Below are 13450 nucleotides of genomic sequence, written 5' to 3' on the forward strand. Positions count from 1 at the left end.
CCGGTGCCGAGGGAGCCTGCGGCCCATTCGTTGATGCGGAAATCTATTTTTAGTACTATTTTTGTTCATGCGATTCGAGCATCCCGGTTTTATGCGCCCCGGCCGTTCCGTGGTTTTGGAAGTCGGAGGCGCAAGGCTGAATGCGGAACAAGAAAATGAATAAACCGGAAATCATTGAAAACGAATACAGAGGTAAAGCCGTATATACCTGCCGACTGAAAAATAACAAGCAATGAATATCGATCTGATCGTATTTTCTCCCACCCATACCGGACGGACGATTGCGGAAAACGTCGCCGCCGGTTTCGCATCCGGAACCGACACCTTGCGATATATCGACCTGACCTTGCCCGGTACGACCGCCGAACGGACCGTCGGGGACGTGGCCGTATTCGCCGCGCCGGTCTACGGCGGCCGGGTTGCCGAAACCGCCCTCGAACGGTTCGCGGACATAAGGGCCGGGGAACCGGGGCGAACGCCGGCGATTCTGACCGTAGTTTACGGAAACCGCGATTACGAAGATGCGTTGATCGAACTGCGCGACATGGCCGTAAGACAAGGATTCGTACCGATTGCCGCCGGAGCGTTTATCGGCGAACATTCGTACAGCCGCCCGGAAGAAGGGATGCCCGTCGCCGCCGGCCGGCCCGACGCCGAGGACCGTGCCGCGGCGAAACGTTTCGGAGCCGAATCGAGAATCCGGTACGAAAAGGGAATCCGCGGAGAACTTTCGGTCAGGGGAAATGTCCCTTATAAAACGAAAGGCCCGGCGACGCCCGCCACGCCGACGACCGATCCCGGGTTATGCACCGGATGCGGCGTTTGCGTTGAAGTGTGCCCCACGGGGGTGATTTCACTGACGGACGAGGGCACGGCGGTCAGCACTGCCGAAGGCTGTATCAAATGCTGCGCATGCCTGAAATTCTGCCCGGCAGACGCCCGGCGCTTCGATACGCCATATACCGAGAAGCTGTTCCGCCATTTCAGCGCCCGGCGGGAACCGGAGTTGTTTTTCTGATTCGGAGATAGCGGCTATTGTCGGACCCCGCTGAAAATCGGATGGATACTATTTCGACAGCATCTCCGTTCGCTTTGTTTCGGCTTTCCGGATGGCTGGCCCGGTCGGGGCAAGCCCGCGTTCGGGAAATCGAAGGCCGGAAGCCATATAAAGCACCGATCTAAAAGGGATACTTCCGTTATATCAGGAACTATGTACGGTTTTATCCAAAGTCGGGTAATAATCTCCCTAAACGGTTCCGCGGTGCCGCTCGGCATTTTCTCCGCTTAAGGGGATGGGTACGGGACAATGTGCTGAAAATCAAACATGCATGTAAAATAGGATAAACGTATATAATTTATTAAATATACGGAATCATTCCCTTTGATGTAGGCAGGTTATTGTCGGTCCGTAGCCGGCGGGGAGGGCGCGAGCGAGCGCAAGCAGAGCAGCCCTCCGCACCGGGCGGCTGCGGGCCGGCGCTTTTCGGAATCTCCCGAAGAGCGCAACTTTCCTGCAACAACGCGAAAAGGGATAATGTCTTAAATATATGGTTAAAACCTAAGTCTCCGCACGCTCGAACGGCTCGGAGAGAGCTGAGCGGAGGAATCATCGTAAAAATATGGAATTGGCCGTATGTGATTTATCGGGCCGCAGACTTTCCCGCCGAACGATCAGCCCGATATTATGCAGACCGGGCCTGCTTCTCGACGAGCAGGCCCGGCCCGTAACCGGTTCCGTATATCCGGCCGGCGTTTCTTATTCGCCGACGTAGTAAGCGCTCACTACGGAAGCGTCCGGCTCGAAATCGGTCGCGTCGAGTACCAGTTCGGAGCCTGCCGCATAAGCGTTGTCCATCTTCTGAAACCCGGACTCGGTCATCCCGTTCACCCGGAAACGGAATCCGTTCAGCTCGTATTCGAATCCGTCGTTATAGACCGCCTTCAGGCCCGGTTTCTTTTGCAGTTCGGCCACCTTCATCCCCGGATGCACGCCGTCGGGGGTTGCCGCCGAAGGCGCATAAACGATCACCAGGTCGATCGTTTCGCCGTAGGCCGGGATTTCGGCCACTTTCTGCTCCCCGGCATAGAGCGCATACAAGGTATAAGTGTCGCCCATATCCTCTTCGGTGGTTTTGACCACTTTGTCGTACAGCCCGTCGCACCGGTCGGGAATCGACGTTACGGGGGCGCCCTGTTTCAGGCAACCCACCCCTTCCGGGGTCAGCGCGATCGTTTCCGGAGCGCTGCCGCCGCAGGCTGTCAGTACGGTTGCCGTCAATGCCAGCAGCCCGGCTTTCGTAAAAATCCGTTTTTTCATGTTTATAAAGTTTTTTGATGGGACGAAAAAGCGGCCCGCCGAAAAGTCCGGCTGACCGCTCCTAAAATAACTGTTTTTATGCAAAACGGCAAATCCGGCCGCCTTATATGCGCCCTTTTCCGGACTCCTGTGGGAAAGGGCGTTCCGCTTCCTTAAAAAGTGAAACCGACCGATATGCCGAGGTTCCGGTTGCGCAGTTTCATGTCTTTGCCCCAGTTGTCGCTGAGGGCGAGGTTCGCCAGGCCGAGATCGTAATTCACGCCGACATAGAACTTGCTGATATGGACGCCCAGACCGAAACGCAGGCCCGCATCGAAACGTTTCAGACCGCCCCGCTCTTCGTAACCTTCTCCGGTGTCCGGATCGCCCTCGGAGCCGGTGCCGAAGATCTTGTAATCGCCTTTGTCGGTTTCCGTTTCCCCGTCATAAGTATAGGAATCCTCCCATTTGACTTTGCCGCCCAGACCGACAGCCAGGTAAGGGCCGACGTCGATGCCGAGCTTCACTTTTTCGCCCAGCGGAATGCGGTAAGAGGCCAGGATCGGAATCTGGAGGTAGTTGGCGTTCCATTTTTCGGTATAGCTGTACGATTCCCTGTTGTAGGTTTCGCCGTCTTCGAGTTTCGCGCCGCGGGTGGTGAAATAGAGGCCGGGCTGGATGTAGAAGTTCCGGGCTACGTTCCAGTCCATTACCACGCCCAGATGGAATCCGGCCCGATTGTTCATATCCTGTTCGTATTCCGAGGCCGATTCGCCTTCGCCGAGCGCTCCGGTGTACTTGCTGTTCACATTGGAGAGATTCAGCCCGGCGCGGACGCCGAACGCGACCTTCTTTTCCTGGGCCGAAGCGGTCAGCATCGTGCCGAGGAACAGAACTGCCATAAGCAAACTTTTTTTCATGGTATCTTGCGAGTTTGATTGCCGCCCAGTCCCCCGACAGCGGTTAGCGCAAAAAGAAAGTGTGGAACCGATAATCCGAAGGTATCTGATTCATTTCGGCGAATTGTTCATGGGTATCTTCCAGGATAGTAATGCGTTTTTTAAGTAGTGGGATATGCGATTGCTCTACAATCGTATTCATTTTTTCCAGCTCTGTCGAATACACCACAAACCAAAGACGTACCGAATCGGCTCCGGATATGTATAATTCACTCAATTTCACACTCCATTCCGGCAGTTGGAGCGAACACGGGCCGCATTCGTCCTTACCGACATAAACGACGATTTTAGGCTGTGCCGTTGCAGCTTGAGGGAATCGAATCGTGGAATGCACGAATTGTGATAAAACGATCGAATCGGTTTTGTGCGCAGAACCGCAAGCAGTCGCCAGCAGGACTGCGCACAATCCCCAAAATATTCTATAGTACATTCTTTTTCAAAGGATAAACGACCAAAAATATTTGTCCGTTTTCGAGCGCGGGAAGTAATTCGGCTACGCGTTCTTTTCCCAACGACGGAATAAAATTATCTTTCACACCATAGCTGAGCCATGACACGATAGCTGTCGAATCTTTTGCGGCCAGATTGGACGGTAATGCCGGTATCGTCTCCCCGGTCAGGTCGGCATAGATTCGCTTGTCTCGCGAATCATAGAGAAAAACGCCCCGCTGACCATGATCCGATACGGTACCTGTCAGAAAGGGACCTGCCGGTACAGCGGCGGAAGCCAGATAGGTAAAATCTTTGCTCCGTTCCAATACGGCTTTCACTTCCGAACGTAATGGCCGAGGTATCGCAGCGGTTCCGAAGTCCCAAAAGAGAGTTTCCCGAATACCGCCCTGACGATCGAAAACAATCAGCGTGTCATTGAGATAGCGAGAGAATACAATACTTGAATCGGACTCGAAAAAAGACAACTCAAAACAAACTCGAGGCGACTGTTCGGTGTATTTAAAATCGGTTTGCAGCGGTTCCATATCCCGATTCGTCGCAGAAACGGCATATACTTGATCCGGTTGTTCATCTGAATATAAAGCTCTGTAAAATAAAAATCCATCCGAAAGCCACGCCAAATCATCCGGGTAGTCCAAGCCGGCCGTCTTCCTGTCGTTGAGATATACGCCCTCCGTACTGTAAGCTAAAATTTTTTGCCCATTCGCATCTAAAGCGAAAATTGTATCTCTTTGTATTGTAAAAGCATTTAATTGAATGAACTCGCCGGGACCGTGCCCTTTCCGACCAATGCGTCTGATAAAATTCCCGATACTGTCGAATACCAAAAGGCTGTTTGCTCCGTATTTGTCGAAAATATAATAATGCCCTTTGTGATAGCGGATTTGGTTTATTCCGGAAAAAGCCGCATCCCGGGAATTTTCCAATGGGATTATCTCCGGTTGCGCTATGATATTTGCCAGTCGGTCTACAGAGTCGTCATCCCACTGTATGGTCGTTAATAATGGCGCAGGAGCTGGCTGTTGCTGTGTTTGGCATGAAAATACCAAAAGCGCGCAGCAGGACAAATACACTATTCGAAATCTCATGATTCAGATATTTAGGACGAAAGAGGTAACAAAAGTGTTACCTCTTACTCTCTGGGATTAGTACAAGCAGGATGTTTGTATGCACCGTGTGTCTTTTTTACGCCCTTCGCAATGGACATGAACGGAATTGCATCGATCGCAAGGCACATCATGTCCGGGACCATTAGCCCATGCAATCACATCCATTCCTGCCGCAAAGGCTTCGATATTGGCCAGCGTGAGATCGGACATTTGTTGTTCCGGTTGTTGCGCTTTGAGGTAGCTCGTCACTGCCCCGGTGCCGATCAGCAAAGCTCCGCCTGCCGACAGCATGATTTTGGTAAATCTTTTCATGGTGAAAAAATTTAAACATTAATACTGTTTTATCGATCGGTCATCTCGGACCTTTCTTCCGTAAAATTATAATTATTTTCTGATAAAACATTTCTTTTGATGTATAATTTATGCTAATAATGGTATTTTTGTCATCCGAATGATTTAACAATCATATCTCGGCAAACATATTTACAGTCTGTATCGTAAGTATCTCACTTCGGCAATATGCCTCCGTTTTCGACCAGGCGGTCGATCGTGGATTTGTACAGCTCCCACATCTTCGGATTGCCGATAGGCGAGCCGACCAGCACCACCCGGTTATCCCTATCCAACAAAAAAGTATGGAATACCGGATTTTCCGGCAATTGAGGGTTAGACCGCTCGAATATCCCGGCAGTGTCCAAAAGAACCGGAAATTGCAGCCGATAATCCGCTATAGTCTGTTGGACCATTTCTCGTTTATCATGAGTGGAAGTATGGATGATACATAAACAGCGAACTTTACTTACCGTTGTTGCCAGAGAGTCTGTCAATCGAGCCTGCCACCTATATAATTCTTTCATCTTACACGAAGAACAAACCTCCGCAGAATAGTACAGCATGAGCTTTGGATGCAACATGCCTACCGAATCTGTCCACCGGTCGGGCAAGGAGTCGGAAACTAACTCCAAAGTTTTCGGCAAAACGATACACTCTCCTATAAATTTTTGAATATTCTCCATCGGGGCAGAAGAACAGCAGGAAAGCAACCAAGCGATGCCGACGTGAACGCAAATGTATAATGTTTTATTTCTCATCGTTTGCCAAGATGCCTTTTAGATTGTATACCATAACCGGATGTTCGTCGTGATAATAATTTAAGGCGAATAAACGAGCGGAAGTCGGGTCTATGGCAATCCCCAAAATATATTCAGCAAATTCCAGCCGGGCAACAGGATTACCTCCCCAATCGAAAACAAGAACCGAACTTGGCTTCTCGATATCTCCGAAATCGTCGTCATCCTGATCGAGCCACAGTGCGTAAACATATTTCGAATCACCGCATACGGATGCGAAATAGGTCCGCCGAGGTTGGGCGATACATTGTTCCGGCATCAATATCCGATCGATAAACAAGGTAGTGAATCCGAGCGAATCGATCGGTCGGAAATCGACCTGAGGAAAGGAGAATGCTACGGAGACAACGGTTCTTTTCTGAGGATTGTACGCACAAAGATTCTGCGTTATTTCCTGTAAAGTTTGTGGAGCCAATCCGGGGTCGAAATTCATCGTCTCGGGAAGATACGATATTCGTCTGCTGACCGGATTGTATCGAAACATCGGACAACGATCCGACTCGACTGTACCGACCAACAAAGTATCGCAGACGTAAAACAAGTTTCGGATATCCGGGATTTCTCCGGTATGAAAATCATATTTTTGTTCTATTATAGTACGACCGTCCCGGAGGGTAGAGTCGATATTGACCTTCACGAATTCGGCTTTGACACGGTCGTATATCCATATCTTGGTTTGTTGGTCTTCGCAACTCCATTGTCCATAATATGCCGGAGCCATCATTTCGGTCGGCCCTTTCCCGGATGTACCGAAAAGGCCAACTTTCCGAGGGCGAGGGATGGAATCCATTGTGTACACAACGAACTGACGCTCTCTTTTTCTCAGTGTACCAATCATATATCCACCTGCAACTGAGAGATCGAGCAAGCCGTAATCGGAATCAAAAGCGAAGCATGTATCACCGTCCGGCAAAGCAATCGTTCGTGGAAATTCCGATATGACCCGATGGTCGGAATTGATCTCTTGTCGTCCGCAAGAGACCACAGTTGACATCAGAATGAGGCAGATACCTATAATTTTCGGGGTAGAAGAAAATAAATTCATAATATCCTGATTCGATTCTTTGACAATCGGCAGACGGAGTTCCGTCTGCCGATGTTAGTCTGCTTTTTAATTAGAAAAAACATTTGGAATACCGGCCTTTACCTTGTTCATCATATATTTTTTCCGGACATTTACCGCAGTCGTAGTAAGTGTAACCTTTTTTAACACGAGATTCCGAATAGCAGATGACATAAGACTGTCCGCCTCCATCCACGTCCAGAGCTGAATTCATCAACGCCATTGCTTCCAGATTGGCCAGCGTCAGTTCCTCCTGTGCGGTTTTCGGTTGTTGAGCCTTGATGTAGCTCGTCATTGCTCCGGTGCCGATCAGCAAAGCTCCGCCTGCCGACAGCATGATTTTACTAAACTTTTTCATGGTGAAAAAAATAAACATTAATATTTGTTTTATCGATCGGTCACCTCGGACCTTTCTTTCGTAAAATTATAATTATTTTCTGACAAAATATCTCTTTTGATGCATAATTTATATCAATAATGGTATTTTTGTTGTCCGAATGATTTAACAATCATATCTCGGCAAACATATTTACAGTTTGTATCGTAAGTATCTCGCTTCGGCAATATGCCTCCGTTTTCGACCAGGCGGGCGATCGTGGATTTGTACAGTTCCCACATCTTCGGATTGCCGATAGGCGAGCCGACCAGCACCACCCGGTTATCCCTATCCAACAAAAAAGTATGGAATAACGGATTTGCCGGCAATTGAGGGTTAGACCGCTCGAAAGCGCCGTCCGGATCGTAAAAAACAGGCAAATCGAAACGGTGCACATGTAAGCCCGACTTTAGATTTTCGATGCGTTTGGGAGCGAAAATAAAGACGCATTCTATATTCGACGGCACAGAATCCATTTCGGCAACGAATCCCCGCCATGTTCGAAGAATTTTTAAACTGCAATCGTCGCACCCGTCCGAATCGATATAAGTCACGAGTTTTATCAAAGCCAGAGTGTCCGGGACCGACGTATCGTCCCCGATCGAAACCGTAATCAGCTGCCGAGGAAATACAATCGTCGAACCGACAATCCGACCGATATCTTCCCGCGGCGTATGACAACTAAAGAGCAGACAACACGCCAACAGATAAAACAATCCGATTTTATTCCGAAAAGTCATTGGGGTCGAAACTGAATTTGACAAGTTCATATTCTCCGCTGGACTGATCGATCGAGGCTGCGTAAACGGTTCCATCGGCCTCATCGACACAGAAAGTCTCGATATACCGGTCTAAATTCATCTTACCTGCCGGATTAGCATCCCAGTCGAATATCCAAATGGATTCAGATCCGTCGCACCCCTCCTCTGTCAGCGGTTGGTTACTAAGGTTCGCATAAATAAAACGGTCAGAAACCCGGATGTCTATAAACCCAATTATCGTTTCGTCAATCAACCCGACCCACTTCGGCTTGACACCGTCCACAATGCGGAATATCGGCGGGTTTACGGCGCGTATTCGTTGAGATTGTATGGAATCTTGCCGAACCGATAAGATCTCCAATGCCGTTCCTACGTAGGTCGCCGCTACAATACGATCTCCTTTAGGCGACATACGAACCAGGGAGACATAATTCCATACAGACCGATTCGCTTCGTCATCCTCTGTTAATTGCGGATAGTCGGAATATAACAAACGGATACTGTCTTTGTCCAATTTGCCGAATCGTAAGGGGTATATATATCCAATGGCATAGTATTCACCATTATTTGCCATGATATCAGAGATATTATACCCTTTCGTACTTAAAATTATCGATTCGCTGTCAAAAAAGATAGAATCGCCGGTATGTCCGGGGAGTCGGTACCGTACCTGTTTTTTTTGATTAGCATCCCACGTAACCAACAAATGATTCCTGTTATCGATCGTAACCATATCCCCCGGCGTAATTATTTCGCCGGGACCTCTTCCCTTACGCCCGAAGCTATATAAGAAGTCACCCGTTTTTCGCGAAAAGGCGTGATATGCATACTCCTGATTAACGTTGTCTTGAACAATCAATAAACTATCGGTCAAGACCATGTTGCTGGGATATGTGAAAGCATATGTATTGTTGAAAATCTGAGTTCGATAACTTTGTTGCCGGGAAGGTTCGGGAAAAGGTTCATAATGTAAAGACTCCGTCTTCTTCGGTGAACAGGCGACCAATACAAGAATACTCCATAAAACGGACAATGTTCGTATCATAATCTTAACTTTTAAATTAACAGGAACATACGAAAGGTATGCTCCTGTTAAGTTTCATTTAAAACCCGATGCCGCAACTATGACTTCCGGCAAAATGACCTGGCCCAAAATCAAACTTTCCACAATTCGGGCATTTCAATTTACAGTTACCGGATCCCCTGCAAATCACCTCAGTGTGTTGATCCAGCCCCAATGCAATAACCTCCATGTTGGCGAGTGTTAAATCGGACATTTGTTGTTCCGGTTGTTGCGCTTTGAGGTAACTCATTACTGCTCCGGTGCCGATCAGCAAAGCTCCGCCTGCCGACAGCATGATTTTGGTAAACTTTTTATGGCGAAGAATCAGATATTAATATTTGTTTTATCGATCAGTCCGCCTTGGACTTCCTTTTTGTAAAATTACGATTATTATCTGGCGGAACAAATATTTAGCATGTAATTTATATTGCTAAACGTATTTTTATCATCAGAATGATTTAACAATCATATCTCGGCAAACATATTTACAGTCTGTATCGTAAGTATCTCACTTCGGCAATATGCCTCCGTTTTCGACCAGGCGGTCGATCGTGGATTTGTACAGCTCCCACATCTTCGGATTGCCGATAGGCGAGCCGACCAGCACCACCCGGTTATCCTTATCTAACAAAAAAGTATGGAATACCGGATTTTCCGGCAATTGAGGGTTAGCTCGCTCGAAAGCGCCGTCCGGATCGTAAAAAACAGGCAAATCGAAAGGGATATCATCCGGATTAAAGAAAATATTTGGAGATATGATCAACGTCCGCAAAGAGTTCGAGAGATATGAAGCCGTATTAACAAACACACTCGGTTCCGAAACCCTTATGCGGAATTCGATGACCATGCTGAAAGAGTTTGCCGCGAAAACACCCTACGTACTCACTGAACTGGTCGGCGGATTCGTAAAATTAGTGAATCAAGGGGTCAAACCTACTGAAGCGGAAATGGTCAAACTGGGTGATCTTGCTTCCAGTCAGGGGAAAAGTTTTGATCAATTGGTGGAAGTCATAATCGATGCCCAAACCGGCGAATTCGAACGGCTCAAAGAGTTTGGTATCCGTACCAGCAAACAGGGGTACAAAGTCGCAGGTACATTCAAAGGTGTTCAACAACAAGTTGATTTTACGGCTAACAGTATCCGGGATTACATTTTTTCGCTGGGAGATGCGGAAGGAGTCTCCGGCGGAATAGCTCAAGCATCTGAGATATTGGGAGGTAAGATATCCAATATAGGAGATACTAATACGTTGGGTTCCAGCAGCGGAGGTGTTCTGAGTTGGATCGCCGATAAAATCATAGATTGAGTCGAAGCATTGGATTTGGCATCTATGTCTATGGATCAGATCAAGATGAAAGTCTGCGATGATGCCGCCCAACAAAACCTGGAGAACGCGTTGAGAGAAATCGATGCGATGACCGAGTCCTCAGGCGTGATCTCCGGCCGAGGCACGGGTGGATATATAGGCAGCGTCACCCCGGTTCCCGAGTCCAATGCCGCCAGCACAGCCATCGCCACAGCAGGATACGACGACGGGGTATTCCGAGAATTAAAAGAGGCCATCGGAAAGCTCAGCAAAAAGCTCGACGAATCAATTCCCGTATACACCTCGATCTACGGACGGGAAGGCATCGAAACCATCAAGAACAAATTCAAACAACAACAGCGCGGGGCAGGAATCGGCGGCAGATAACCGAAACCCATGTTACAGATATATACCGACAATCGACTGATCGATTTTTCGGACGACATCAGCGTGGATCTCGTTTTCGAGAACCCTCTGCTGACCACCGATCGCATCCCGGCGACCTATTCCCTGAGTTACGACCTGCCGCTGACTCCGCGCAACCGGGAGATATTCGGGAACCCCGATCGGGCGGCCACCGGCAACGACCGGTTCTCGATAGAGTATGACGACGCCATCCTTGAGCGGGAGGTGTTTCACGATCTCAGGCTGGAGAACGGATACACGATCAGTCGGGAGGAGGGACAAAAGTACGTATTGCGTTACTCTTCGGCCTCGGACGGCGAACAGGCCGACGCGGAGATTCGCGAGGCGGTCAGTGTGGTGGATGGACTGCGAGTAATGGATAGCAGCACTTATGTTATGGCATTCCGAAGCCGGTGCCCGCCGCAAGCCTTGCAGGCGGACAGCGAGTCGGTCCTGCACCTGACGGTGGTCAAGGCATATCGGGCGGAAGAGGCGGAAGACGATGATGACGATGAAGCATCGACTTACGATATGACTATCCAAGCGCGACCAGTACAGTGCAATGTCCGCCAGTGGTGGCTGAACGACGACAAGCTCGCGGAATCGACCACCATCGAACGGTTTTACATCCCGGAGATTGACCGGATCGAATCCAAGCGACCCGACACGATCCTGCTGGGGTTATACCAGGGAGTGCAGAATGCGTCCGCTATTATGGCGATACAGGGCACTATCCTTATATGGTTTCTACGAATTACAATGCCTACGGGGAAAAGCTGGGCGAGCTGTCATTGGACATCGATACGCTGTCTGGACTGGCGAAACTGCACACCAGATTCAGGGAGTGGATCGAGCGGGACAAGCTGGTGGTGACGGGCAAGGCGCACTTCACGGTATTGGAACTGCACGAATTCGACTTATGGGATAAGTATTGTACGCTGGGGCGCCGCTTTTCCATCCGCACGATGAATGTCTCGCTTAAAAAGAACCGGATCGAACCGGCAGAAATCGAACTCGTAGAAGTGGAATAATTTTTGTGAAAATAAAAATAGAATTATATTTGCAATGCTATTCAATAGCACCTACGTTACAGGTAGGTTTAACAAGGCTTCCCAAGAACAGGTTCATTATAGATATTTGTTTTTGGGAAGTCTTAATAATTTTTGGAGAGTCAGACCTATAAGTTCGTTACACTGAGATATGCTCAGGTGTGTATTATCAATCTCAATTAGATTGATATGTGATTCTTGATTAATAAACTTAATCCATTTCTCATAGAGTGCTAATTGAGTTTCTGTATATTTCTCATTTATATCTTTTTCCAGATCTCTGTTTCTTTGTCTCAATCGGTGATATATAGTCGCAGGAGTTGACCTTAAATAGATGATTATATCTGGTTCTTTTAACATATTTGATACTACAGATAGCAGATCTTTAAAAACAGACAGTTCTTCTTTAGTGAATATTCCAAGGTGATAATACATTTCGCAAAAAATATGTACCGATTCATAAATGCTTCGCTCTTGAATAACAGGGTGGTTGTATTTGGAAATGTCAAAATGTAGTTTTATAAATTCTGTGAAGAAATACAACTGAGATTGAAACGCTGTACTTTTTTCCCGATTCAATGCATTTGAGAGGAATGGATTATTGACGTAAGGATCGTCGAAATATTCCATTCCGAATTCGGATGCCAAATAAGTTGCTACAGTGGATTTTCCCACTCCGGTACACCCGGTTATTAAAATGTAGGATTGCTTTTTCATTTGTACTTGTTTTAAAAATAGTTTTTGGCACTGATCATAAGTTGTTCTTTTAATTTTTTCATCAAGCATTTTTCGTCAGTAAATCTTATGATATTTATAGTCTTATCTCTTTTTTCGCACCTTCTTGTTATAAGATATGGCAAGTCCTCCTGATGCTTCACGAAAATAGTTGTCGGTTTTTTTTCGCACAGGGCACATCCTAATTCCACTAATACACTTGAAGCTAACTTTTCAGGATAAATTAAGAAATACTCTCTGCTTTCCTTTAATGCTTCAAAATCATCAGTTTGTTTAATTAGTTCCTTGTCTTCTTTATCGTCTTTAGATGCAAACACTGATATGTCCGGATAAATATCGATAATATCGCTATGTACCTTATTAATAATATTCTGCAAACGTTCTCTTTGCTCAATATCTTGAATGGCTTTTATTGGAAAAGAGATGAAAACATGACGTTTTGAAGCACGTCGTTTACGTCTGATTGTTTCAATAAGAATTTGTCCTCCAACGCCTGAAAACAATGTGCATACAAGACCAATAATGTACAACCAAGGATTCATGGAAAAATGTTTGGTGAGGAGTTAATAAGTTCTTAAACAAAGATATGAGTTATTTTGACAATTTATTGTATATGTAAAACGAGAAACAGCATTCTAAGACCCGCATTATTTCCCACTTTCTTTTTGTCCTTTCTTCTCGTGTCCATCCCGGTAACCTTGTTAGTAAAAAAACATTGGGCTGGCTATTGTCATACATAAACCG

At 47.2% G+C, this 13450-nt stretch carries 19 protein-coding genes; 5 read left to right on the plus strand and 14 right to left on the minus strand.

From position 1 onward, the window contains the following. The first annotated feature begins 232 nt into the window (after positions 1–232). Positions 233–1018: a 4Fe-4S binding protein gene (locus RIKMI_RS0110460; RefSeq protein ID WP_027291560.1), complete on the plus strand. Its 786-nt coding sequence runs from the start codon at positions 233–235 to the stop codon at positions 1016–1018. A gap of 738 nt (positions 1019–1756) precedes the next feature. Here the strand turns inward: RIKMI_RS0110460 and RIKMI_RS0110465 are convergent. The 12 genes from RIKMI_RS0110465 to RIKMI_RS15245 form a co-directional block, all read right to left on the minus strand. Then, positions 1757–2317 carry a hypothetical protein gene (locus RIKMI_RS0110465; RefSeq protein WP_027291561.1) on the minus strand — a complete coding sequence of 187 codons (561 nt, stop codon included), beginning with the start codon at positions 2315–2317 and terminating at the stop codon, positions 1757–1759. A 152-nt stretch (positions 2318–2469) separates the two neighbouring features. Next, positions 2470–3198, minus strand: coding sequence for a porin family protein (locus RIKMI_RS0110470; RefSeq protein ID WP_169715522.1), 729 nt, complete (start codon positions 3196–3198; stop codon positions 2470–2472). A 61-nt stretch (positions 3199–3259) separates the two neighbouring features. Further along, entirely contained in the window at positions 3260–3685 is a 426-nt protein-coding gene (locus RIKMI_RS0110475) for a hypothetical protein (protein ID WP_027291563.1), read from the minus strand. Further along, the gene (locus tag RIKMI_RS0110480) at positions 3675–4796 is read right to left on the minus strand and encodes a 6-bladed beta-propeller (RefSeq protein WP_084135270.1); all 1122 of its coding nucleotides are present in this window, start codon (positions 4794–4796) and stop codon (positions 3675–3677) included. The genes RIKMI_RS0110475 and RIKMI_RS0110480 overlap by 11 nt, the downstream gene beginning before the upstream one ends. A gap of 57 nt (positions 4797–4853) precedes the next feature. Continuing rightward, a complete protein-coding gene (locus tag RIKMI_RS14670; protein WP_084135271.1) occupies positions 4854–5129 on the minus strand; it encodes an NVEALA domain-containing protein in 276 nt (91 codons plus the stop codon). 194 nt (positions 5130–5323) lie between these two features. Next, positions 5324–5446 (minus strand): hypothetical protein, encoded by a 123-nt coding sequence (locus tag RIKMI_RS15240; RefSeq protein WP_256620807.1) that lies wholly within the window; start codon positions 5444–5446, stop codon positions 5324–5326. 451 nt (positions 5447–5897) lie between these two features. After that, entirely contained in the window at positions 5898–6992 is a 1095-nt protein-coding gene (locus RIKMI_RS0110490; RefSeq protein WP_027291565.1) for a TolB-like 6-bladed beta-propeller domain-containing protein, read from the minus strand. A gap of 70 nt (positions 6993–7062) precedes the next feature. Beyond that, positions 7063–7368, minus strand: a complete 306-nt coding sequence (locus RIKMI_RS0110495; RefSeq protein WP_156877464.1) for a hypothetical protein — start codon at positions 7366–7368, stop codon at positions 7063–7065. 113 nt (positions 7369–7481) lie between these two features. Further along, positions 7482–8102, minus strand: a complete 621-nt coding sequence (locus RIKMI_RS13930; RefSeq protein WP_147288475.1) for a hypothetical protein — start codon at positions 8100–8102, stop codon at positions 7482–7484. A gap of 7 nt (positions 8103–8109) precedes the next feature. Beyond that, positions 8110–9192: a BF3164 family lipoprotein gene (locus RIKMI_RS0110505; protein ID WP_084135272.1), complete on the minus strand. Its 1083-nt coding sequence runs from the start codon at positions 9190–9192 to the stop codon at positions 8110–8112. 58 nt (positions 9193–9250) lie between these two features. Continuing rightward, on the minus strand, positions 9251–9505 hold the full coding sequence (locus tag RIKMI_RS13935; protein WP_037291876.1) for a hypothetical protein: 255 nt from the start codon (positions 9503–9505) through the stop codon (positions 9251–9253). A gap of 213 nt (positions 9506–9718) precedes the next feature. Next, entirely contained in the window at positions 9719–9841 is a 123-nt protein-coding gene (locus RIKMI_RS15245; RefSeq protein WP_256620806.1) for a hypothetical protein, read from the minus strand. A gap of 124 nt (positions 9842–9965) precedes the next feature. Here RIKMI_RS15245 and RIKMI_RS0110515 point away from each other — a divergent pair, with 124 nt between their 5' ends. From RIKMI_RS0110515 to RIKMI_RS14920, 4 genes are read left to right on the plus strand one after another with little or no spacing between them, the layout of a single operon-like run. Further along, positions 9966–10517, plus strand: a complete 552-nt coding sequence (locus tag RIKMI_RS0110515; protein ID WP_027291568.1) for a hypothetical protein — start codon at positions 9966–9968, stop codon at positions 10515–10517. Positions 10518–10547: 30 nt separating this feature from the next. Next, positions 10548–10904 (plus strand): hypothetical protein, encoded by a 357-nt coding sequence (locus tag RIKMI_RS0110520; protein ID WP_027291569.1) that lies wholly within the window; start codon positions 10548–10550, stop codon positions 10902–10904. Positions 10905–10913: 9 nt separating this feature from the next. Beyond that, the gene (locus RIKMI_RS0110525; RefSeq protein WP_027291570.1) at positions 10914–11795 is read left to right on the plus strand and encodes a hypothetical protein; all 882 of its coding nucleotides are present in this window, start codon (positions 10914–10916) and stop codon (positions 11793–11795) included. Then, positions 11714–11953 (plus strand): hypothetical protein, encoded by a 240-nt coding sequence (locus RIKMI_RS14920; protein WP_156877465.1) that lies wholly within the window; start codon positions 11714–11716, stop codon positions 11951–11953. The genes RIKMI_RS0110525 and RIKMI_RS14920 overlap by 82 nt, the downstream gene beginning before the upstream one ends. Before the next feature lie 96 nt (positions 11954–12049). On the opposite strand, the gene RIKMI_RS0110535 is transcribed toward RIKMI_RS14920, so the two are convergent. Beyond that, positions 12050–12688 carry a deoxynucleoside kinase gene (locus tag RIKMI_RS0110535; protein WP_037291883.1) on the minus strand — a complete coding sequence of 213 codons (639 nt, stop codon included), beginning with the start codon at positions 12686–12688 and terminating at the stop codon, positions 12050–12052. Positions 12689–12699: 11 nt separating this feature from the next. After that, the gene (locus tag RIKMI_RS14925) at positions 12700–13248 is read right to left on the minus strand and encodes a hypothetical protein (protein ID WP_027291572.1); all 549 of its coding nucleotides are present in this window, start codon (positions 13246–13248) and stop codon (positions 12700–12702) included. Between the last annotated feature and the right edge of the window lie 202 nt (positions 13249–13450).

It is taken from the genome of Rikenella microfusus DSM 15922 (assembly GCF_000427365.1).
GTDB classification, from domain to species: Bacteria; Bacteroidota; Bacteroidia; order Bacteroidales; family Rikenellaceae; genus Rikenella; species Rikenella microfusus.